Source organism: Neopusillimonas aromaticivorans (assembly GCF_030344915.1).
In the GTDB taxonomy this organism is placed as follows: domain Bacteria; phylum Pseudomonadota; class Gammaproteobacteria; order Burkholderiales; family Burkholderiaceae_B; genus Neopusillimonas; species Neopusillimonas aromaticivorans.
In genome coordinates this window covers 3262684-3284569 of sequence record NZ_CP128233.1, presented here as the reverse complement: position 1 = coordinate 3284569, position 21886 = coordinate 3262684, and the positions used below count along the sequence as shown (strand labels likewise).

Sequence of the window (21886 nt, the reverse complement as noted above, 5' to 3'; positions counted from 1 at the left end):
CGTTGTCGGCAGCGGGCCAAAAAGGAATACGTCCATGCCCATCGAGGTGAAACCGGCTGTGAGCGCGGGTTCAAGCATATAGCCCGACAGGCGCGTATCCTTGCCGATCACGACACGATGGCGGTGGTCACCGCGACGAAAGACACGGCCAGCCGCCATGCCGACGCGCAAGGCGGTTTCCGCCGTCATCGCGCCTTCGTTGGCTTTGCCACGAATACCGTCTGTGCCGAAATATTTGCGCACCATAAGGTCGATTATCCTGTCGTCGGGTCGCCCTCAAAGGGGACATGCCTGCTGAACCGCGAATATAGAGAAATATCCCGAATGTGCAGTTAACGAATTCTTGCGGTTTCTTTCAGCGCCGCCAATACCGCCAGCCCGTCGCGCAAGGGGCGCGGCTCGTGTGTGCGGATGAAGTCAGCTCCACCTGCGGCGGCGGCAAGCTCTGCAGCGAGTGTCGCGGCCCCGACATCCCCGGACCACGGCCTGTGAGCGCGCGCAGAAAGGATTTGCGCGAAACAGACAGAAGCACCGGCAAATCGAAGCGCAGCCGCAATTCATCGAACCGCGCCAGCACCGAGAGCGAGGTTTCGGGAGCAGCCCCCAGAAAAACCCCATGCCGGGATCAAGGACAAGGCGGTTGCGTTTGATACCGGCACCCGTCAGCGCCGCGATGCGCGCGTCAAAGAACGCCGCAATGTGATCCATGATGTCGCCAGCGGGTGCCTCGCGCCGATCTGCCTGCCCGTCTTGCACCGAATGCATAACGACGAGTTTGGCAGATGATTTCGCCAATTGCGGATAGAACGCAGCGTCTGGAAAACCGCGAATATCATTGAGATAGGCCACACCACGCGACAAGGCATAGGCTTGCGTCGCGGGTTGATAACTGTCGAGCGAGACGGGAATGCCATCTGCCTTGAGCGCGTCCAGCACCGGCGCGATACGCGCGATTTCTGTGTCGGACGAAACAGGCGCGGCGTCGGGATTGCTGGATGCCGGACCGAGGTCGATCACATCTGCCCCCTCGGCCATCAGCTTACGCGCCTGCGCAATGGCTGCGTCTGGCGCCAGATACCGGCCTCCATCGGAGAAACTGTCCGAGGTTATGTTGACGATGCCGAAAATGATGAGCGATTTATTCATGGGGGCTTCTATAATAATAATAATCGAGCATGAGTCTCATACGGATGCTCGGGTCGAAAGGGAATCCCCAGGCGAGTAACCTGTTTGCGGTGATCCATTAGCTGCAGGAGCAGAAGAGCATACATCTGGAAGCAAAGCCAGGAAAGCGGCCTATGGAGCTGTGCGGCAGCGCTCAGTAGGCAATTTTTCAAAATATTGTTAAGCCTTTTCTGAGCATGGTATTTTTCATGGTATTACCAATTAGCAGGAAAATAAGCCATTGAATATAAAAGATAAAAATGTCTTGTTTACAATAGAGTGGGAGTGATTCATATGGGTCTCACGCCGTTTCAACGCGTCTCGTGAACCGTTAGAACCAGAGGTAGAACAAGGGGTTAGGTGTCTCACGGCGTCTAACCATTTTTCATATGGGATCGACTGCACGCGGTGTTGTGCGGCACAATCTACAATATTAAGCGGCTGATGCGAATGATCGCCATGCGGGATGTGCTCATTCTGCGTGTGATTCTTGATCTTCGTAAACTAAGCAAATAAACAAAGGCTTGCTATGGATAAATCGATTCGAATACTGGTTGTTGATGACTTTCCCACCATGCGGCGTATTATTCGCAATCTGCTCAAAGATTTGGGCTTTGAGAACGTCGACGAGGCGGAGGATGGCGTTCAGGCCTTGGAGAAGTTGAAATCGGGCAGCTTCACACTGGTGCTTGCAGATTGGAACATGCCCAACATGGACGGGCTGACCATGTTGTCCAACATACGTGCTGATCCTGCTATGGCCAAGATCCCGGTGCTGATGGTCACTGCCGAGGCCAAAAAGAAAATATCGTGGCTGCAGCCCAGACCGGGGCATCCGGTTATGTGGTAAAGCCGTTTACCGCAGCGGTTCTGGAAGAGAAACTGCAGAAAATTTTTGAAAAAATGGGAGCGGCATGATGACAGGAATCTCACATGGGGCCGATGCAGATAACGTAATGCCACAAAGCAAGCTGGACGCAGCAGGGCAAGAAGATGTGCTGGTACGTATCGGGCAGTTGACCCGATTGCTGCGCAACAGCATGTACGAGCTGGGGTTAAGCCAGACCATCGAGCAGGCTGCACAGGCGATTCCGGATGCCCGTGAACGGCTGCGGTATGTGGCACGGATGACTGAACAGGCCGCTACCGAAGTGCTCGGCACTATCGAAGCTGCACAACCGTTGGTCGATGATCATGGGCGCGCCATGAAAACCATGCTGGCCGACCTGAATGAAGGCAAACCCGTTGATCCTTATAAGCTCAAGACCTTGCTTGAGCAGGGGATCGAAAGCCAGAATGCGTTGTCCGGCTATCTCATGCAAATCATGATGGCGCAAAGCTTCCAGGATTTGACCGGGCAGGTGATTACCAAAATGATGATCCTGATTGGCACTATTGAATCTGAACTGATCGACGTGCTGATTCAGAATGCTCCTCCAGATGCTCGCGACCAGGTCAATGCCAATGAGGGTCTGATTAACGGTCCTCAAATTGATCCAACGCGTGCGGATGTCGTCTCCAGTCAGGATCAAGTTGATGATCTGCTCAGCAGCCTCGGTTTTTAAGCAAGTTGTTTAGCATTATTCGCCGGCCCGGCGTGCCGGGTTGGTGCGTCTATGCATGGCTTTGGAGCGCCAGGGTTTTGCAGAACCGCCAACTTGTATTGGTTCTTGCCGAGCCGCATCCTTTGCCTGTTCAAGATATCGCTGTGCGTGCAGAAGATAGCCTGATCTTGTCTGAAGCCCGGTCTTGGCGGTTGCTTGAGTTTTGACTGCAACTGCAGCGGATTTCAGTTGAGCAGAGGGGTGAAAACCCTGCGCCCGGTGTAACCGACTCATTCTGCGGCAGCAGATTAATCGGGCAATGATACTATTCTTTGAACTGTGTTTTTGTACAGTTTTTAATTATATAATGCAATTAACAGTCAACCAATAACTCCAATGCACATGCCCCGCTCCAAGCCTTCTCAAACAAGAACCACCGGCTCTCTGTTCACCAAAGGTTTGGCAGAATGGGTTGCCCAGCCGGAACTTGCCTTTGATACGTGGCTGATCCGGTCATCCTTCGGAAAGCGCTCGTTTCTCGTCTATAGCACGCAATGGCGGGTCTTCACCAAATGGTGCAAAGATCACAATTTGGTGCTGAACGATGTCAGTCCTGTTCACATCAGGGAATTCCTGGCCGGTCTGGTCGCTAACAAATTGAATCAGCGGCAACGCTATCTTCGTCTCATCGAGCGAGCTTTTGATGCCATGCATGAAAGCATTGATAGACACTCATCTTGTCTTGAACATCTGGTCAATCCGGTACGCTCGTACCAGGTCTTGTTCGACCCCTATTGGAAGCAGGCGAAGACGAATGACGCGACATTTTTACAACCCGGCGCAATGCCGGCAATTGCATGACTACCTGCTCAATGTCGTTGCCCCTGATCCAGCCGATAACTCCGGACCTTTCGTGTGCAGCAACGGGAAATCGTGGTCCAGGAATATCCGCGACAGGGCGTTGGCTGCATCGTTCCTGTGCGCTGGTCTAAAGGTGTCAGAGGCCCTCGCTCTAAAAGCTTCAGACATCATTCCGCAAAGAAACAGAAATTCCATCTGGATAAAAATTGCCGGATCTGCCGCTCATGTAGCCCGCACGCAAACACTTCAAGACCCTGATGCGTCCTGGCTTGTGGATTGGAGCGAGCACCGACTCGCTCGCAGTCAACATAGGCACGTTTTGTTGTTTTGCAGTCAAAAGGATCCCAATGGCATGCATCCAAGTACGGTAGCGCGTGTAATTCGGGATTTTTCAAACCTCTGTCCTTCGTTGACCCGCGTTTTGGGGTGATCACTGCCCAACGTCTCCGGAACAGCTACGCAGCCGGTTTGTTCGAACAGAACCTTGACATGAACGAAATCGCGCAACGACTCGGTTATGCCGACGTGACCTGTGCGTACCGTTTGCAGCAAGCATGGCAGCTAGCCAGGCAACACTTTGACTGATCAGGGCGCGCAAGAGAGGGTTCTCCAGCCTGAAGTGGAGTGTGATCAGAATGATCTCGCAGAGTGACAACCGCATGAACCTATAATCACTGAATCCGCGCGTTTCTGCCGGATCTATCAAAGGGGACGGAATGCAACGTATCGGCATCATGGCCGCCGTGCATGGCGAAATTGCCGCCTTGCTTGAAAAAATGGGGTCTGTGACCGTCACGCGTATCGGCATGCGCGACTATCACCAGGGGTGCTGTACGGGCGGCCGTGTGTGGTCGTGCTGGCCCGCATGGGCAAAGTCGCGGCGGCGGCCACAACGGTAACCCTGATACGGGAATTCGGTGTCGACCGTGTCGTGTTTGCCGGGTTGGCGGGCGGTATTGCCGGGAATGCCCGTGTGGGTGATGTCGTGGTCGGCTCATCGTTGCTGCATCACGATCTGGATGCAAGCCCCTTGTTTCCGCGTCATGAAATACCGCTGCTGGCCCTGAGCCGGATCGACGCCGACCATGGGCTGAGCCATTTGCTGGAGAAGGCAGCGCGTGATTACCTTGCCCTTGACTGGGAGAAGGACATTTCCGTGGCGACGCGGCAGGCGTTCAATCTGTCAGCACCCAATGTGCATACCGGGTTGATTGCAAGCGGTGACCAGTTTGTCAGCAGTGCGGCGGCGGCCCAGGCGTTGCGAGACACGTTACCCGATGTGGTGTGCGTTGAAATGGAAGGGGCGGCTGTAGCGCAGATTTGTCATGAGTACGGCACCCCTTTTGCCATCATCAGAACGGTTTCCGACCGGGCAGATGATGAGGCCAGCCACGACTTCAACAGTTTTCTGGCGCATGTGGCCAGCCAGTATTCTGCCGGTATTCTGAAGCGGGTGATCTGCTTGCTTTAGGGTCTCGATTTACAATCAGTCCAGCGGTCGGCCTTGCATGCCGGCCTTGCAATAACTCACTATGGATTTCACTTTACTATGAACAGCAAGATCAGGATCGCCATTGCGGGCTATGGCAATCTGGGGCGCGGCGTTGAATCGGCCCTTGACCGTGCGCCCGACATGGAGCTCGTTGGTGTCTTCACCCGGCGTGACCCCGGCAAACTCATCATTCAAAGTACCGGCGTACCCGTCTATCCCCTGGACCGGGTTGCAGAGTTTGTCGATGCCGTCGATGTGCTTATTTTGTGTGGTGGTTCGAAAGCGGATCTTCCCGAGCAAGGGCCCCAACTGGCCGCTTTGTTCAACACGGTTGACAGTTTCGATACCCATGCCAAAGTGCCTGAGTATTTTGCAGCGGTTGATGCGGCGGCACAGTCGGGGCAGCGCGTTGCCGTCATTTCGGTAGGTTGGGACCCGGGCCTGTTTTCAATCAACCGCCTGTACGGCGAAGCCATTTTGCCTGAAGGGGCAACCTACACATTCTGGGGCAAAGGCTTGAGCCAGGGGCATTCAGATGCAGTGCGCCGGGTACCGGGTGTGGCAGGGGCCGTGCAGTACACGATTCCTCGCCAGAGGCCATCGAGAAAGTTCGCAGTGGTACGCGTCCTGTGCTTGAAACACGTGAAAAGCATGTCCGCGAGTGTCATGTCGTGCTCGAAGCCGGGGCTGACGCGAATGCAGTCAGGGAAGCCATCGTCACCATGCCTGACTACTTTGCCGATTACGACACTACCGTAAACTTCATCACTGCCCAAGAACTGGCGCGTGACCATGGGGCGATGCCGCATGGCGGGTTTGTGATCCGTAGCGGTACAACGGGTACCGACAGTGCGCAAATCATGGAGTTTGGCCTGAAGCTGGGCAGCAACCCCGAGTTCACGGCCAGCGTGCTTGTGGCCTATGCGCGGGCGGCCTATCGTCTGCGTCAGCAAGGTGCTGTGGGTGCCATGTCAGTGCTGGATATTGCGCCAGGCTTGCTATCGCCGAAAAGTGCTGCAGAACTGCGCAAAGAGTTGCTTTAAGGAATGCACAGGCATGGGCATCTAGTGCCTGTGCCTGGAAATCAGCGCTGTCCAAGCGCCTTTTCGATTTTTTTGTCTGTTTTGTACTGGCTTAGTGCATACACCGCCCAGATGGTTGCTGGTATCCAGCCGATCAGTGTGATTTGCAGAATCAGGCAGATCAAGCCTGCAAATGGTCGGCCGATAGTGAAAAAGTCAGCCAGGGCAAAATAAGGGCAATCAGTAAACGCATGGAGTGTCTCGGACAATAAAAGAGTTAAAAGCAGGGCTGGAATGATCGGGCACATAGTACACCGCGACGTCATGCGACATGGGTAGATGTCATGACGCACGGTGTAAAACAGGTTGGAATACGACGTTGACCTGATCGGGGTATACCTTCAATGCGATCAAGCGATTGCCGGCACTGACAAGAAGATGGTTCTTTTCAGGGTGTTGCGCGGTCGGTTGGCCTTGGCAGCCATCGCCAGAACACCCAGGCCGCTGCAAAGCCCAGGCCGCCAATCGTGGCAATGCCGGCGCCCAACGAAACCAGCGCGGTAAGGCCAGACAGCAAAAGTGGCCCGCCACTACCCCCGATATCCGACAGCAGCCGCCACAGCCCAAGAAAATGGCGTCGTCCGTGGGCGGGCGAGGCGTCGGCACCAATTGTCATGATCAGACCCGACCCGATGCCGTTGCCAAAGCCGAGAATCATGCTGACGATCACAAAGGCGGTCAGGCTTTCGGCAAATGGCATCAGAAGCAGCATGCTGCCCATGATCAGCATCGAGGGTAGCGCAATCGAAAGACGACCTTTGTGGTCCATCAGCTTGCCGGCAGGGTAGAACAACAGCATGTCGACCGCGCCCATCAGACCGTAGACGACCGCTGTCGTTGTGGCATCGACCCCAATATGTACAGCCCATAACGGGATCACAACCTGGCGGCATGAACGTATGGCCATCACCAGCAGGCAGCCCAGACCTAATGTCATGAACGTCGTCGAATGAGCTCGCGCGATTGACAGCATACCCGGGTTGGGTTCGCCGGACGGGTTGGCTGCCCCTGAAGAGCCCTTGGTCTGTTGCGACTTGGCTTCCAGTGTCCGGGATAAAGAAGGCCAGTGCTCCGGCCCCGATCATGGCAATCATCGCCACACCATAGGCACCCGGCAACCCCACGAAGTACATCAGGCCGGCACCGGCAAACGGGCCGATGAACAGGCCGATACGCGTCGTTCCGCCCAGCGTGGACAGTGCCCGTGCGCGCATGTGTATTGGTACGGCTTCGGTCAGGTAGGTTTGACGGGCCAGCAAGAAGACGGAGTTTGCCATGCCAATGATCAGCACGCCGATGGCGAGCACCCACGTATTGGGTGCAAGCAGGCAAGCCAGTAGTCCGAACGCGCTTAAAATGGCGGCACCGACCATGGCGCGACGCTCACCCCAGCGGGCGGTAGCCAGGGCGGCAGGAATATTGTTGATCAAAGAGCCGATAGCCAACAGGGCGACGATTAACCCGGCTAGCGCCAATGAGGCGCCCAGTTCGCGGGCCGTCAGGGCAATGACCGGGTAAATGGCGCCTTCGCCGATGCCGAACAGGATTGACGGGCCGAAGGCGGCTACAGCAATTTTGCGAAGACTGAATTCAGAGGTTTGTGCGGACACGTGCAGTGCTTTAGGTAAGTTGGACGGGTTCGGCGTTGACGGGCATGTATGGGCTGAACCGTTGGGGTACAGGCAGGCCGGATGGCGCGAGTCGCAGACGGGCGGTTGCTTGTGGTGCTTCGGCCATTGTAACGTTTGCCATCTGACCTTTTCCTTAACGGGGCGTGCGGTATTGTCTGATTTTCCAGGCTGTGCAGTGCCGTCACCTTGCGTTCTCACCATTCGTTAATCCAGGAGAAACCCAGAATGCCTGTTTTGTGTGTTGTCGCTGTACTGCTTGTTTTGCAGCTGGTGGGCGAAGTGTTTGTACGCATGACGGGGTTGCCCATACCGGGGGCCTTGATTGGCTTGCTCGCCCTGTTTGGCGGGCTGGTGTGGCTCGGCCGCCTGCCCGCCGCGCTGCGCGATACGGCGCGTCATGTCTTGCAGCACCTGATGCTGTTGTTCATTCCGGCTGTCGCCGGCATCATGCTGCATTTCGAGCGGTTGGCGCATGAGTGGTTGCCGTTTCTGCTCGCCTGCGTTGCGGGTACCGTCATCACCATCGCGGTTACGGCGTTAACCTTGTCCTGGATGATGAAGCGTCAGCAAGGGGAAAAGTCATGAAACAGGCTTTTGCCGAGGTCTGGAGCCAGCTGCAGGCCGAGCCGGTGGTCTGGATCACGTTTACACTGCTGGTGTATATTGCCGCCCTGACGCTGTACAAGCGGGCGGGCAGTCACCCGGCGCTGTTGCCGGTATTGACCTCGGTTGTCGTGATTGTGGGTGTTTTGCTGCTGACGGGTACACCCTATGCTGCCTACGAGCAAGGTACCCGTTTTTTCATGTTCCTGATTGGTCCGGCAACCGTGGCACTGGCCGTACCGTTGTATACGCAGTTGCCCCGGCTCAGGCACCTCTGGAAGCCCATCGGTGTGGCGCTGGTGGTGGGGTGCTTCACTGCGATTTTGTCGGCGTTGGGTATTGCCTGGCTGTTTGGTGCATCGACAGACACCCTATTGTCCCTGGCGCCAAAATCCGCCACCATGCCCATTGCCGTCGAGGTGGCGGCACTGACAGGCGGGGTTCCGTCACTGACGACGGTGGCCGTGGGTATTACCGGTATTGCTGGTGCGGTCTTGACCGGTCCAGTGCTTAAATTTCTGAAAATCTCTGACCCGGTCATTCACGGGTTTACCAAAGGGTTATCAGCGCACGCGATTGGCACGGCCAAAGCGATTCAGGTGGGTGAAACCAACGGGGCCTTTTCGGCACTGGGGTTATGTCTGAACGGCATTGCAACGGCACTGGCGGTGCCGCTGGTGCTGGCGTTATTCGGTTTGTTTTAATTTTCAAGGAAACTCGTCATGCCTTCATTTGATGTCGTCTCGGAAGTCGACAAGCACGAATTGTCCAATGCGGTGGATCAGGCCAACCGTGAGCTGTCCACCCGCTTTGACTTCAAGGGCAGCAATGCCTCGTTTGAGCTGGAAGGGTATGTGGTGACACAAATCGCACCCAGTCCCTTCCAGTTACGCCAGATGCTCGATATTTTGCGTGGCCGCCTGTCGGCTCGCGGTATTGACGTGCGTTGTCTGGAAGAGGGCGATTTACTGGAAAACGTGGCAGGCGCCCGCCAGAAAATCACGGTTCGCCAGGGGATTGAGCAAGCGGTGTCCAAGAAGCTGATCGCTGCCGTCAAGGCGGCCAAGCTCAAGGTTGAAACCCAGATCAACGGCGAAAAACTGCGGGTTACCGGCAAGAAGCGTGACGATTTGCAAGCGGCCATTGCCTTGTTGCGCCAGCAAGAGGTCGATCTGCCGCTGCAATTCAACAATTTTCGTGACTGATCTGTGATTTACCAGGTGCGTAGCGGGTGTGCGCTTGCGTAATAAGCAGTTTTGGCGCATTTGACATGTAGTGGCTTAGGGTCTGTTGCTATTGCCGCAACCGGTATCCGGTCTTGAAGATCCAGGCCACAATGCCCATGCAGACCATCAGTATTGCCAATGTCACCCCAAGGCTGGTGGCCAGGCTCACATCGGCACTGCCATAAAAGCTCCAGCGAAAGCCGCTGATCAGGTAGACCACCGGGTTCAACAGACTGACGGCCTGCCAGAATGGCGGCAGCATGGAAATGGCGTAAAAGCTGCCGCCCAGGAACGTCAGGGGGTCACAATCAGTAGCGGCACGATTTGCAGGCTTTCGAAGCTGTCGGCCCAGACGCCGATGATGAACCCGAACAGGCTGAAGGTCAGGGCGGTCAGCACCAGGAAAACCAGCATCCAGGCCGGGTGCTGAATTTGCAAGGGCACAAAAAATGCAGCGGTGCCCAGGATGATCAGCGCCAGCAGCAACGACTTGCTGGCGGCGGCGCCGACATAACCTGCCAGAATTTCCAGATAAGACACCGGCGCTGATAGCAACTCATAAATGGTGCCGGTGAAGCGTGGAAAGTAAATGCTGAACGACGCGTTCGAGATGCTTTGCGTCAGTACCGACAGCATGATCAGCCCGGGTACGATGAAGGCGCCGTAATTTACCCCGTCAATATCCTGCATGCGGCTGCCAATGGCCGACCCGAACACCACGAAATACAGCGATGTCGACAAGACGGGTGCAATCAGGCTTTGCGACAGGTTGCGGCGCAGCCGGTACATTTCAAACAGGTAAATGGCACGAATGGCTTGCAGGTTCATGCATCTTCCTTGATCAGGTCGACAAAAATATCTTCCAGCGAGCTTTGTCGCGTTTGCAGGTCGGTGTATACCACGCCTGCCTCGTACAGCCGGCTCAGCAGCGATGCGATGGCGGTTTGCCCGGTTTGACTGTCGTAGGTATAAACCAGCCGTCGGCCGTCAGCAGAGAGGCTGATATGCGGATCTTGCAGTGCGGCCGGCAGGGCGTGCAGAGGGCGTTGCAATTCAAGCGCCAGTTCTTTCTTGCCGAGTGACTGCATCAGGGTGAGCTTGTCTTCCACCAGAATCAGCCGGCCTTGCCGGATGATGCCAATGCGGTCGGCCATTTCTTCGGCCTCTTCAATGTAGTGCGTGGTCAGAATGATGGTCACGCCGTTGTTCTTGAGTTCGCGAATGACATCCCACATGCCTTTTCGCAATTCAACGTCCACGCCGGCGGTGGGCTCATCAAGAAACAGTATGGGCGGTTCGTGCGACAGGGCTTTGGCAATCAGGACACGACGCTTCATGCCGCCGGATAAGGTCAGCAAGCGGCTGTTACGTTTTTCCCAAAGTGACAATGACTTGAGAATCTTTTCAATCAATGCCGGATCAGGACGTTTGCCGAACAGGCCTCGGCTGTAGCTGACGGTATTCCAGACTTTTTCAAAGGCTTCAGCCGTAAGCTCTTGTGGAACCAGGCCAATGCAGGCGCGGGCCTGTCGGTAATGACGAACATGGTCAAACCCGTTGATGGTGACCTGGCCATGCGTCAGGTTGATCAGGCCACAGATGCCATTGATCAGCGTGGTTTTGCCGGCCCCGTTCGGGCCGAGCAGTGCGAAAATCTCACCACGCTGAATTTCCAGGTTGATGTCATACAGCGCCTGATGCCCCGAGGCATAGACTTTTGAAACGTTGCGAATGGAAAGAATCGGTGAGTTCAAAGGAGTCCCTGCAGGTTGAAACGCGGATACGCAAGTTGAGGCGTATGCCCTATGATTGGCGTTACCGCGTGAATTCAGACAACAGACTACCATGGACAATCACAATGTAAAGGCGGTGCTTGCGCCGGTTGAAATGGCGCGTGCCGATGCCGCCACCATTCGGGCCGGCACGCCGGGCATCCAGCTTATGGAAGCCGCCGGCCAGGCGGTTGTTCAGGCGATGACTCAACGGTTTACGCCGTGCCGTGTGCTGGTGGCTTGCGGGCCGGGCAACAATGGTGGCGATGGCTACGTCGTGGCGCGCCTTTTGCATGAACAGGGCTGGCCGGTGCTGGTGGCATCGCCCGACGGCAGTCCTCCAACGACAGCTGATGCCCTGCATCATGCGCGCCTTTGGTCCGGGCCGGTTTATCCGCTGTCGGTTGGCCTGCTTGACGAGGCTGATCTGGTGGTTGATGCGCTTTATGGGGCGGGTTTGCAGCGTGCCCTGGCCGAGCCAGTGGCCAGTTTCGTGCAGGCGCTGCATCGGCGTCAGTTGCCGGTTTGTGCCATCGATTTACCCAGTGGGGTTGACGGGGCTACCGGGCAGACGCATGGAGATGCGGTGGCGGCACAGTTAAGCGTTACATTTTTTCGTAAAAAGCCGGGACATGTGCTTTACCCGGGGCGGCGGCTGTGCGGTGACATCGTGGTGGCTGACATCGGTATTTCGGATACCGTGTTCGATCAGATCGTACCCGACACCCACGAGAACGATCCGTTGCTGTGGTTGCGTGATTTTCCCTGGCCGTCGCCCGAAGGGCATAAATACCATCGAGGGCATGTGCTGGTGGTCGGTGGGCAGACCATGACCGGTGCCGCACGTCTTGCGGCCCGGTCGGCAGCGCGCATGGGTGCGGGTCTGGTTACCGTGGCCGCGCCGGTGTTTTCGTGGGCCGTGTATGCGACAGCGCTTGAAGGCATCATGGTGACACCCTATACCGATATGGCCAGTCTGAATGACATTTTCTCGGACACACGTAAAAACGTTCTGTTGGTGGGGCCGGGAGCCGGGGTAGGGGGCAAACCCGTGAGCAGGTCAAGTGGGCTTTGGCGACCGGGCGCCGGGTCGTGCTCGATGCCGATGCCATTACATCGTTCGGGTCTCATCCGGAATCACTCCTGTCGGCTTTGAATCATGAGTGTGTTCTGACGCCACATGACGGCGAATTTGTTCGCCTTTTCGGCGAGGCGGGCGCCCGCGACAAACTGACCCGCGTGCGTGACGCTGCGCGTCAATCGGGCGCGATCGTCTTGCTCAAAGGAGCAGACACGGTTATTGCCGCACCTGACGGGCAGGCGGTGATCAATACCAATGCGCCGCCCTGGCTGGCCACCGGGGGTAGCGGCGATGTCCTGACCGGGTTGATTGCGGGGTTGCTGGCTCAGGGTATGAGCCCGTTCAAGGCAGCGTGTGCCGCCACCTGGATTCATGGTCAGGCAGCCACCGGTTTTGGTCCTGGCCTTGTGTCTGAAGACTTGCCGGGGCAGGTTCCCGGTGTGCTGCGGCAGTTGCTTTCCAGGCGTGGCCATCACGGCGGACAAGCAAGTCTGTAGTGTCTGTTCAACCCTTGAAGGCAAGCAAGGTCTTGTCTGTTTCTTTTTCGTGTTCGTGCAGGCGATGAAAAGCCCAGCACAAGGCGGGCTTTTCATCGTGCTCGAAACCTCGGGAAAGCATGTGGCTCCCCGATGGTTATCGTTGATTAGTGCGAGAACAAAATGGGTACAGTCATCGAATCGAGCAATGTCTTGGACGTGCCGCCCAGCATCCACTCACGGATACGGCTGCGGTTGTAGGCGCCCATGACGATCAGGTCAGAGCCCTGGTCGCTGGCGGCATTCAGAATGGTATTACCGATGCCGGCATCGGCACTGTCAAGACGCAGACGCTTCGGTGCAACATAACCTTTAGCTGCAAAATAAGCCTCGAGATCGTCATCATTAATGTCAAGGTTATCCAGCTTGTTGGTTTTTTCGTCAATGGTCAGAATGACGATTTCCTGAGCGTTTTTCAGGATGTGATCGGCATCGGCCAGCGCACGAGAGGCACGACGGCCATGATCCCAGGAAACCAGAATGCGCGAACCAATGGGGCTCAGTTCACCAATGTACGGAACCATAAGCACGGGTCGGCCCGCCGTTGTAATAACGGTTTCGGCAATGCTTTGACGCAGTGATGAGGTTTGTTTGACGTTTTGGCTCATGACCAGCAGGTCGCAGTAGCGGGCATGCAGGGCCAGTACTTCTTCGGCCAGACCCTGGGGTACGCCAGCTGGCTTTGACGCCGAATTCGCTGGCTTTGCTGTGGAACAGTGCCTCAACCTCGTCGCGCTCTTGAACGAGGTGGGTGGACATCATTTGGGTCAGCTCGCGCGGAATGAGGCTGCCGTCACGCAGGTAGTCGGTGGGTTCGGGGCTGGGATAAATGCCAACCACTTCAGCATTGTGCGACTTGGCCAGCCGAAGGGTGGTTTCCAGGCGTCGAAGGTGGTTGGCGTCTTTGGTTAAATCAATGGCAATACGTCCCAGCATTCTCGTCTCCTGACGGGTTATTAATTAAGTTAAAGTGTGATTCTAATAAAAGTCGGGTTCTAATAACGTAGACTGACAAAAAACTTGAGTTTACGCAAGTTCACTCCATGCCAATAGCATGTTCAATTCACGCAAATTCTATGTCCGATCTGTTTTCCGAGCTTGATCGCACGGGCATGCAGCTGGCGCTTGCGCAAGCGGCCCTTGCCGCTGGGCTCGGTGAAGTGCCTGTGGGTGCGGTTGTCCTGGACCCGCAGGGCAATCTGCTTGGGCAAGGGTATAACCGTACCATAATCGATCACGATCCAACCGCCCATGCCGAAGTGGTGGCGTTACGCGATGCCGCCCGACGCGTCGGCAACTACCGTTTACCCGATACCCGTGTTTACGTCACCCTTGAGCCTTGTGTCATGTGCATGGGGGCCATGATGCACGCCCGTGTCGCTCATGTGGTGTTTGGCGCGGCCGACCTTAAAACCGGGGCGTGCGGCAGTGTGCTTGATCTGGCCTCTGTTTCACAAATCAACCACCACACCGCAGTTTCGGGCGGGCTGATGGCCGAGGCCTGCGGGCAGGCGCTGTCTGATTTTTTCCGTCAGCGTCGTGCCCAGATTCGTTTGCAAAAACTCGCGTTTCAAGGTGGTGCTGCGGCGTCGGATGAGCAGGTGGGGGGCAGCGCAGGGTAAGCCAAGCCCTCCTTGTTCAGTGTCAAGGGGCTTTGGTTATTTTTACGTCCCGCGCTGCTGATCATTCATAATTACACTTGGCGGAAGGTTGTGACGCGATTCTGTTGAAGAGGCGTCCCTTCCGGCCCCGTTCAATCTGAACTCTTCAAGACAAGGCACCATGGCCAAAAAGAAAACTGCCGGTCCGGCGGCTGCTGTATACCGGGATCATACTGGTTCGGTCGAAGTTGATCATGCATCGGGTCAGCGTCATGATCATCCTGTCATCGACGCGGGTGCCGGCGTGACCAACCCCGGGGTATCTATCTGATCTCACCGTCGGGTGCCGTGCCAGAACCGGCCGACCTTGAGCGTGCCTGCAAGCGCCTGAAGCGTTTGGGGTTCAAGACCACGGTTGATCGCACAGCACTGGCGGTACATGAACGGTTTGCCGGTACCGATCGTCAGCGTCTGGCTGGCATCAATCGGGCGCTGAAACAAAAGCATCCGGTTGTCATGGCCACGCGCGGGGGTATGGGCTCAGCCGCCTGTTGCCCCTTATTGACTGGAACGCGGTCGCTCAAAGCGGCAAGACGTTTGTCGGCCTTAGCGACTTTACGCTGTTCAATCTGGCGTTGCTGGCTAAAACCGGGGCGCACAGTTTTTCCGGGCCGATGGCGGTAGGTGACTTCGGTGCAAAAAACTGGATGATCTGACGGCCGATTTGTTCGTGGAAACCCTGAGCGGGCAACTTGAGATCCTCAGTTTTGAATCGCCCGATGCTGACCGGGTCGATGCACGCGGGGTCTTGTGGGGCGGCAATCTGGCCATGGTGGCCTCGCTGGTGGGTACCCCTACATGCCCGACATCGATGGGGGCATTCTGTTCCTGGAAGACATTTCCGAGCATCCCTACCGTGTCGAGCGCATGCTGGCCCAGCTCTGGCAGGCTGGCATTCTTGAGCGCCAGAAGACGATTGTGCTTGGCCACTTCAATGGTTACAAGCTGGGGGCTCCTGACAATGGCTTTGACATGCCCAGTGTCATCAAGTGGTTGCGTTCGACCGTCAAGGTGCCGGTGGTCACGGGCTTGCCGTACGGTCATATCAAGGTCAAGGCGACCCTGCCGGTAGGCCGGGTAGTGGGTATTGCCACTGAAAAGGGCATGGCCCATCTGGTGCTCGACGAACACGAACATTAAACCGGCAGGTTCCGTTTTTAACTAAACCAGCACTTGCAGGTTTTAACTAAACCAGCACTTGCTGGTTTTAACTAAACCAGCACTTGCAGGTTTTCCTTGTTAAACTGCGGGGTTACCCTTATTTTTACTGTTTTGGTGAAACGCTTCAAGTGATCTCTACCGCAAATCTTACGATCCAGTTTGGTCCCAAGCCGCTGTTTGAAAATGTCAGCGTCAAGTTCGGCGAAGGCAACCGTTACGGTCTGATCGGGGCCAATGGCTCTGGCAAATCAACCTTCATGAAAATCATCGGTGGTGATCTCGAGCCCAGTTCGGGCAACGTTTCACTCGAACCCGGTGTGCGTCTGGGCAAACTGCGTCAAGACCAGTTCGCCTACGAAGACATCCGTGTCCTTGATGTCGTACTCATGGGCCACGCAGAAATGTGGGACGTCATGAGTCGTCGTGATGCCATTTATGCCAACCCCGACGCCACCGAAGAAGACTACATGGAAGCGGCCAATCTCGAGGCCAAGTTCGCTGAGTACGACGGCTACACGGCCGAGGCTCGTGCCGGCGAATTGTTGCTGGGCCTTGAGATTCCGGTCGAGCAGCATAACCTGCCCATGCGCGAAATCGCTCCGGGCTGGAAACTGCGTGTTTTGCTGGCGCAGGCACTGTTTTCGAACCCCGATGTCCTGTTGCTTGATGAGCCCACCAACAACCTCGATATCAACACCATTCGCTGGCTCGAAAATGTGTTGAATGGCTACCAAAGCACCATGATCATCATCAGCCACGATCGTCACTTCCTGAATCAGGTGTGTACGCACATGGCCGACCTTGATTACCGTGAATTGCGCGTGTACCCGGGCAACTACGATGACTACATGCTGGCCGCTGCCCAGGCGCGCGAGCGTATCAGTGCCGTCAATGCCAAGGCCAAAGAGCGTGTGGCCGAATTGCAAGACTTCGTGCGCCGTTTTGCCGCCAACAAGTCCAAGTCGCGTCAGGCCACGTCGCGTCTCAAGCAAATTGACCGCATCAAGTCGGAAACTGTTGAAGTCAAACCGTCGTCGCGGCAGAACCCGTATATCCGTTTCGAGCAGAAGAAGGCCATGCACCGTCTGGCCGTCACCATCGAAGGCATTTCCAAAGCCTACGACCACCCGGTCATCCAGCGCTATTCGGCCATGGTGGAAGCCGGCGAGAAAATCGCTATCGTGGGTGCCAACGGGGTGGGTAAAACCACACTGTTGCGCATGCTGGCCGGTGACCTGGCCCCCGATACCGGTACCATCAAATGGTCGGAAAACGCTGACATGGGGTACATGGCGCAAGACGTGTCCGATCAGTTCCAGTCTGACAAGAATCTGTTCGACTGGATGGCCGACTACCGCCAGCCAGGTGATGATGATCAGGCCATGCGTTCCGTTCTGGGGCGCCTGCTGTTTTCTGCCGATGATATCGTCAAACAGGTCAAGGTATTGTCCGGGGTGAAAAGAATCGCATGACATTTGGTCGCCTGATGCTGGGGCGACACAATGTGTTGCTGCTTGACGAACCCACCAACCACCTCGACATGGAGTCCATCGAGTCATTGCAGTATGCCCTTGAAAAATTCGAAGGTACTCTGGTGTTTGTTTCGCATGATCGCGAGTTCGTTTCCGGTCTGGCCACACGTATTCTTGAAATCCAGCACGACGGTCAGATTATCGACTATGCGGGCGGCTATGACGATTTCCTCGCATCACGGGGTATCGAAGCTTAGGAACCGGTTTGGCCTACACCTTGTCTGAACCCGTTTCGTACCAGGAAGACGTCCGGAAAAGTCGCTTTCTGGTGTGGGCGGCCCCGGTACGGACCCCCACGACGCGGCTGATTTCATTGGCCAGCATTCCGATCCGGCCGCAACCCACAATTGCTGGGCCTGGAAAATCGGGCAAGCCTACCGGTTCAATGACGATGGTGAACCCGGTGGTACGGCAGGCAAACCTATTTTGCAGGCTATCGAGGGGCAGGGGCTTGATCAGGTGGTTGTGCTGGTGGTGCGCTGGTTTGGTGGCATCAAGCTCGGTACCGGCGGCCTGATCCGTGCCTATGGGGGTACGGCGGCGCAATGCCTTCGTGCTGCACCCAAAATTGAATTGCTCAATCTTGCGACATGCTACTGTACCTGCGCCTTTTCCGACATGGCGCTGGTGCGATCGCGGCTTGAGGGATTTGGCGTGATGATTGAAGACGAACAGTTCGATGGCCAGGGCGTGACATGGCAACTGGCGTTGCCTGTCGATAATTATGCGGCTTTCGAGCTTGAATTTACCAACCTGACGCGTGGCCAGGGGCTGATCGAAAAAATCACCCGATCAGGGGTGATTTTTGACCTCATCAACCCTGGTCTTGTTCTTTTGCTGCTGGGCAGCAATATCGGCATGAACCTGGGCCATATCAATGGTTTTCACCTGGCCGACCAGTTCTTCAAGCTGGCTGGCTGACAATGCACCGGCTTGGTTGAACAACAAAACCTGTTCGCGGAAGACCATGAGTGTGGGAATCGAGCGAATACCCAACGCCCCGGCCAGCTCTTCCTGCTCTTCGGTATTGACCTTGGCAAACGTGATGTCATCGTGACCAGCGGCCACTTTTTCAAAAATCGGTGAAAAACTGCGGCAGGGGCCACACCAGGGGCCCAGAAATCAACGATGAGCGGTTTGCTGTCTAGGACAGCCGCCTGAAAAGTGTCTTTGGTAAGTTCGATCGTGCTCATGGGGCTCCCGAAATGAAAAAGCGGCTGACAGGCCGCTTGCATGTGCAACTACTGCGTATCCAGTGTACTGGTTTACGTAGAGCTTTGCACGTGCAGCGCCTGCCAGCCGCAGGGGTATTGCCGGTGTCAGTGTCCGCCAAAATAGGCGTACTTGATGACAAAAAGAACAGCGACGATGAAGGTTGCAGGATGGATCTGGCTGAAGCGCCCGGTGATGATCTTCAGTACCACGTAGCTAATGAAACCAAAGGCCAGGCCATTTGCAATCGAGTAGGTGAAGGGCATGGCGACGGCCGTTAATGCCGCCGGTGTGGCTTCTGTGGCATCGTACCAGTCGACCTCGGCGATTTCGCGAAGCATCAGGCCAGCGACATACAGCAGTGCGGGGGCCGTGGCATAGCCAGGAACCGAGCCGGCCAGCGGGGCCAGGAACAGGGCCAGCAAGAACAATACGGCAACGGTAACGGCAGTAAGACCGGTACGGCCACCCGCCTGAACTCCCGAGGTGCTTTCAATATAGGCCGTGGTGCTGCTGGTGCCCAGCATGGAACCGGCAACAATGGCGGTACTGTCAGCCAGCAGGGCCCGGCCCAGACGATTGGGCTTGCCTTCCGGCATCAGGTTGGCACGCTTGGCAACGCCGATCATGGTGCCGGTGGCATCGAAAACCTCGACCAGTACCAGCACCAGAATGATGTTGACAAAACCAAAGTTCAGGGCACCCATGATGTCAAGTTGCATGAACGTGGGGGCCAGACTGGGCGGCGCCGAGAACACCCCGCCAAATTCCTGATGGCCGGTCAAAATAGACAGAATGGTGACGGCCAGAATGCCGATCAGGATGGCACCGCGAACTTTCAGGGCGTCGAGGGCGGCAATGATGAACAGCCCGAGGATGGCGTACAGTGTTGAGGGTGCAGTCAGGTCGCCCAAGGTGACCAGCGTGGCTTCGCTGCCCACCACGATGCCCGAGGTTTTGAGGGCAATGATGGCCAGGAACAGGCCAATACCGGCCACAATAGCCGAGCGCAGCGATTTCGGGATGCCTTCGACGATCCAGGTGCGGATACCGGTAACGGTCAGCAAAAGGAAAATAATGCCTGAAATGAATACCGCGCCCAGCGCTTGCTGCCAGCTGTAGCCCATGGCGCCGACAATGGTGAACGCAAAGAATGCGTTCAGGCCCATGCCGGGGGCCATGCCGACCGGCCAGTTGGCGACAAACGCCATGATCAGTGTACCGATGGCGGCAGCCAGGCAGGTGGCCACAAAAATGGCGCCGCTATCCATGCCAGTAGTTGACAGAATGGCCGGATTCACAAAAATGATGTAGGCCATCGTCAGGAATGTGGTGACACCCGCTAAAATCTCGGTGCGGGGGTTGGTTCCATGTTCCTGAAGCTTAAACAGGTTTTCCAGCATACATTGCCCTCCCAGACAGGCTTTGAATTATTCGGTCCAATGTTTCTTGGTTAAAGGAAATATTACGCTGCAATTCTAAGCCGTATTCATTCTCAACTGTTGCTTTTGCGGGTCGTAATTACCCGTATTTTTATGACATCCACACCGGTTTTGTCTGATAACCTGCCCTCATGATTATTCTTGGTTTTGAAAGTTCCTGTGACGAAACCGGCGTTGCCGTCGTATGTACTGAAAGTGGCCTGTTATCGCATGCGCTCCACAGCCAGATAGAAATGCACCAGGATTACGGTGGGGTGGTTCCTGAACTGGCTTCCCGTGATCATATTCAACGTGTGTTGCCTCTGACCCAAGAGGCCTTGGACGGTGCCGGGCTGGCATTTTCCGATGTTGACGCTATTGCCTATACCGCCGGGCCGGGTCTGGCCGGCGCTTTGCTGGTCGGGGCCAGCGTGGCCCAGTCAATGGCCTGGGCGCGCGATTTGCCGGCGATTGCCATTCATCACCTCGAAGGTCATTTGCTGTCACCGTTGCTGGCGCAACCGGCACCTGAATTTCCGTTCGTGGCCTTGCTTGTTTCAGGGGGCATACGCAACTGATGCGGGTCGATGGGGTAGGGCAATACACCCTGCTGGGTGAAACGCTGGACGATGCCGCCGGTGAGGCCTTCGACAAATCGGCCAAACTGATGGGGCTGGGTTATCCTGGTGGGCCGGCCTTATCGCGCCTGGCCGAACAGGGCAATGCGGCCGCGTACGACCTTCCGCGCCCGATGCTTCACAGCAAAGACCTTGATTTCAGCTTCAGTGGTCTCAAGACAGCGGTGCTGACACGCATGAAAAATTTGCAGGCGGATGTGTCTATTGATTTTCCTGCGGCCAGGGCAAACCTTGCGGCCGCTACTGAAGCGGCCATTGTGGATGTACTGGCAGCAAAGTCACTGAAAGCCATGAAACAGACGGGGTTGAAGCGGCTGGTCGTGGCGGGTGGTGTCGGGGCCAACCGTCATCTGCGTGCCCAGTTGCAGTCTGAAATGGCACGTCGTGGCGGTGAGGTTTTTTCCGCCATTGTCATTGTGCACTGATAACGGCGCCATGATTGCATTTGCAGCAGCCCAGCGTGTCAAGGCCGGTTTGGTAGACCTTGACGCATCAAGGTCGCATGCGTTTACCGTACGTCCGCGCTGGCCGCTTGATGAAATCTAGGGTTTTTTGCTGTTTTTTCGTGGTTTTTTTGCCGGCACCAATACGCGGTTCGGTGCCTTTCATCAGCCGGGTGATGTTGGCGCCATGCCTGAAACACAGCATGACGCTGATCAGGATAATCGCGAATGCCACCACAGGCTCAAGGCGCCAGCCAATATTGCCGCCAAACAGGTAATACAACGGCGCAAAAACAGCCGCCATAATGGCAGCCAGAGAAGAGTATTTGCTGGCGTAGGCAACAATCAGCCATGTTGCCACCGTTGCCAGGGCCAGCAGGGGCTGAAGGGCAAGCAAGACGCCCAGGGCCGTTGCTACACCTTTGCCACCCTTGAAACCCAGGAAAACCGGGTAAACGTGCCCCAGGAATACCGCTACAGCTGCGGCGGCAACCACCCAGATGCCAAGCCCCAGAAGCGTGGCCAGCCATTGCGCCAGCCAGACAGCAACCAAACCTTTAAGGGCATCGCCCACCAGTGTCAGCAAGGCAGCGGTTTTGTTGCCTGATCGTAAAACGTTGGTTGCCCCGGGGTTTTTCGACCCGAAGGTGCGCGGGTCTTGCAAGCCCATGCTGCGGCTGACCACCACTGCAAACGGGATGGAACCCAGCAGGTAGGCGGTGGCAATGATCAGAAGCCCGAGGGCTGTGGCAAAAAAAGGGGTCATGGGCAATTGTTTTTGTTAATTCCAGGCGCGCCAATTCTACCGCGTTGAGCCAGCCACGAG

Annotated in this window: 16 protein-coding genes and 12 pseudogenes; 17 read left to right on the top strand and 11 right to left on the bottom strand. The window is 56.2% G+C overall.

The annotated features are described in order from the left end of the window. Nucleotides 1-3 precede the first annotated feature (3 nt). A pseudogene (gene glmM, locus N7E01_RS18195) lies at nucleotides 4-246 on the bottom strand (phosphoglucosamine mutase); the annotation flags it as partial. Nucleotides 247-332: 86 nt separating this feature from the next. Continuing rightward, a pseudogene (gene sul2 / locus N7E01_RS18190) lies at nucleotides 333-1146 on the bottom strand (sulfonamide-resistant dihydropteroate synthase Sul2). A 547-nt stretch (nucleotides 1147-1693) separates the two neighbouring features. Between sul2 and cheY the strand changes: the two are divergent. From cheY to N7E01_RS18165, 5 genes and pseudogenes are all read left to right on the top strand, one after another. Further along, nucleotides 1694-2082: pseudogene (gene cheY, locus N7E01_RS18185) on the top strand (chemotaxis response regulator CheY). 38 nt (nucleotides 2083-2120) lie between these two features. Further along, nucleotides 2121-2729, top strand: coding sequence for a protein phosphatase CheZ (locus N7E01_RS18180; protein WP_289173907.1), 609 nt, complete (start codon nucleotides 2121-2123; stop codon nucleotides 2727-2729). A gap of 375 nt (nucleotides 2730-3104) precedes the next feature. Next, nucleotides 3105-3569 (top strand): hypothetical protein, encoded by a 465-nt coding sequence (locus tag N7E01_RS18175; RefSeq protein ID WP_289173905.1) that lies wholly within the window; start codon nucleotides 3105-3107, stop codon nucleotides 3567-3569. A 716-nt stretch (nucleotides 3570-4285) separates the two neighbouring features. After that, nucleotides 4286-5040: pseudogene (locus N7E01_RS18170) on the top strand (5'-methylthioadenosine/adenosylhomocysteine nucleosidase). Between the two features lie 78 nt (nucleotides 5041-5118). Then, a pseudogene (locus N7E01_RS18165) lies at nucleotides 5119-6104 on the top strand (diaminopimelate dehydrogenase). Nucleotides 6105-6145: 41 nt separating this feature from the next. On the opposite strand, the pseudogene N7E01_RS18160 reads toward N7E01_RS18165, so the two are convergent. Both N7E01_RS18160 and N7E01_RS19585 read right to left on the bottom strand, forming a co-directional pair. Then, nucleotides 6146-6336, bottom strand: a pseudogene (locus N7E01_RS18160) (YqaE/Pmp3 family membrane protein). A 195-nt stretch (nucleotides 6337-6531) separates the two neighbouring features. After that, a pseudogene (locus N7E01_RS19585) lies at nucleotides 6532-7753 on the bottom strand (MFS transporter). Nucleotides 7754-7999: 246 nt separating this feature from the next. Here N7E01_RS19585 and N7E01_RS18150 point away from each other — a divergent pair. From N7E01_RS18150 to N7E01_RS18140, 3 genes are read left to right on the top strand one after another with little or no spacing between them, the layout of a single operon-like run. Further along, a complete protein-coding gene (locus tag N7E01_RS18150) occupies nucleotides 8000-8359 on the top strand; it encodes a CidA/LrgA family protein (protein WP_289173903.1) in 360 nt (119 codons plus the stop codon). After that, entirely contained in the window at nucleotides 8356-9081 is a 726-nt protein-coding gene (locus N7E01_RS18145; protein WP_289173901.1) for an LrgB family protein, read from the top strand. The genes N7E01_RS18150 and N7E01_RS18145 overlap by 4 nt, the downstream gene beginning before the upstream one ends. Before the next feature lie 18 nt (nucleotides 9082-9099). After that, nucleotides 9100-9582: a YajQ family cyclic di-GMP-binding protein gene (locus N7E01_RS18140; RefSeq protein WP_289173899.1), complete on the top strand. Its 483-nt coding sequence runs from the start codon at nucleotides 9100-9102 to the stop codon at nucleotides 9580-9582. An 88-nt stretch (nucleotides 9583-9670) separates the two neighbouring features. Here N7E01_RS18140 and N7E01_RS18135 read toward each other — a convergent pair. Together N7E01_RS18135 and N7E01_RS18130 are read right to left on the bottom strand one after the other, a co-directional pair. Beyond that, nucleotides 9671-10431, bottom strand: a pseudogene (locus tag N7E01_RS18135) (ABC transporter permease). After that, nucleotides 10428-11357: an ABC transporter ATP-binding protein gene (locus tag N7E01_RS18130; RefSeq protein WP_289173898.1), complete on the bottom strand. Its 930-nt coding sequence runs from the start codon at nucleotides 11355-11357 to the stop codon at nucleotides 10428-10430. Before N7E01_RS18130 ends, N7E01_RS18135 begins: the two are co-directional and overlap by 4 nt. Nucleotides 11358-11448: 91 nt before the next feature. On the opposite strand from N7E01_RS18130, the gene N7E01_RS18125 reads away from it, so the two are divergent. Together N7E01_RS18125 and N7E01_RS18120 are read left to right on the top strand one after the other, a co-directional pair. Then, a complete protein-coding gene (locus N7E01_RS18125; RefSeq protein WP_289173897.1) occupies nucleotides 11449-12531 on the top strand; it encodes an NAD(P)H-hydrate epimerase in 1083 nt (360 codons plus the stop codon). Continuing rightward, a complete protein-coding gene (locus N7E01_RS18120; RefSeq protein ID WP_289173895.1) occupies nucleotides 12468-12953 on the top strand; it encodes an ADP-dependent NAD(P)H-hydrate dehydratase in 486 nt (161 codons plus the stop codon). The genes N7E01_RS18125 and N7E01_RS18120 overlap by 64 nt, the downstream gene beginning before the upstream one ends. 146 nt (nucleotides 12954-13099) lie before the next feature. Here N7E01_RS18120 and N7E01_RS18115 read toward each other — a convergent pair whose 3' ends face one another. Further along, entirely contained in the window at nucleotides 13100-13600 is a 501-nt protein-coding gene (locus tag N7E01_RS18115) for a universal stress protein (protein WP_289173893.1), read from the bottom strand. Further along, complete coding sequence (locus tag N7E01_RS18110) at nucleotides 13497-13928, bottom strand: hypothetical protein (protein ID WP_289173892.1); 432 nt, start codon at nucleotides 13926-13928, stop codon at nucleotides 13497-13499. The genes N7E01_RS18115 and N7E01_RS18110 overlap by 104 nt, the downstream gene beginning before the upstream one ends. 140 nt (nucleotides 13929-14068) lie before the next feature. Between N7E01_RS18110 and tadA the strand changes: the two genes are divergently transcribed. The 6 genes and pseudogenes from tadA to N7E01_RS18085 all read left to right on the top strand — a co-directional run bounded on the left by tadA (nucleotide 14069) and on the right by N7E01_RS18085 (nucleotide 18267). Then, a complete protein-coding gene (gene tadA / locus N7E01_RS18105) occupies nucleotides 14069-14614 on the top strand; it encodes a tRNA adenosine(34) deaminase TadA (protein WP_289173890.1) in 546 nt (181 codons plus the stop codon). A gap of 160 nt (nucleotides 14615-14774) precedes the next feature. Further along, a complete protein-coding gene (locus N7E01_RS18100) occupies nucleotides 14775-14924 on the top strand; it encodes a hypothetical protein (RefSeq protein ID WP_289173888.1) in 150 nt (49 codons plus the stop codon). Nucleotides 14925-14941: 17 nt separating this feature from the next. Further along, nucleotides 14942-15309, top strand: a pseudogene (locus N7E01_RS19190) (LD-carboxypeptidase). A gap of 142 nt (nucleotides 15310-15451) precedes the next feature. Continuing rightward, nucleotides 15452-15793, top strand: coding sequence for a S66 peptidase family protein (locus tag N7E01_RS19185; RefSeq protein WP_350494898.1), 342 nt, complete (start codon nucleotides 15452-15454; stop codon nucleotides 15791-15793). Nucleotides 15794-15942: 149 nt separating this feature from the next. Further along, nucleotides 15943-17543 (top strand): annotated as a pseudogene (locus tag N7E01_RS18090) (ABC-F family ATPase). Nucleotides 17544-17616: 73 nt separating this feature from the next. Further along, nucleotides 17617-18267: an IMPACT family protein gene (locus tag N7E01_RS18085; protein WP_350494897.1), complete on the top strand. Its 651-nt coding sequence runs from the start codon at nucleotides 17617-17619 to the stop codon at nucleotides 18265-18267. Here N7E01_RS18085 and trxA read toward each other — a convergent pair. Beyond that, nucleotides 18172-18539, bottom strand: a pseudogene (trxA, locus tag N7E01_RS18080) (thioredoxin); the annotation flags it as partial. The gene N7E01_RS18085 and the pseudogene trxA sit on opposite strands and share 96 nt — an antisense overlap. A gap of 126 nt (nucleotides 18540-18665) precedes the next feature. Continuing rightward, on the bottom strand, nucleotides 18666-19961 hold the full coding sequence (locus N7E01_RS18075; RefSeq protein WP_289173887.1) for an NCS2 family permease: 1296 nt from the start codon (nucleotides 19959-19961) through the stop codon (nucleotides 18666-18668). Between the two features lie 170 nt (nucleotides 19962-20131). On the opposite strand from N7E01_RS18075, the pseudogene tsaD reads away from it, so the two are divergent. Further along, nucleotides 20132-21163 (top strand): annotated as a pseudogene (gene tsaD / locus N7E01_RS18070) (tRNA (adenosine(37)-N6)-threonylcarbamoyltransferase complex transferase subunit TsaD). Here tsaD and plsY read toward each other — a convergent pair. Beyond that, nucleotides 21110-21832, bottom strand: coding sequence for a glycerol-3-phosphate 1-O-acyltransferase PlsY (plsY, locus tag N7E01_RS18065; RefSeq protein WP_434089536.1), 723 nt, complete (start codon nucleotides 21830-21832; stop codon nucleotides 21110-21112). The pseudogene tsaD and the gene plsY sit on opposite strands and share 54 nt — an antisense overlap. Nucleotides 21833-21886: the final 54 nt, after the last annotated feature.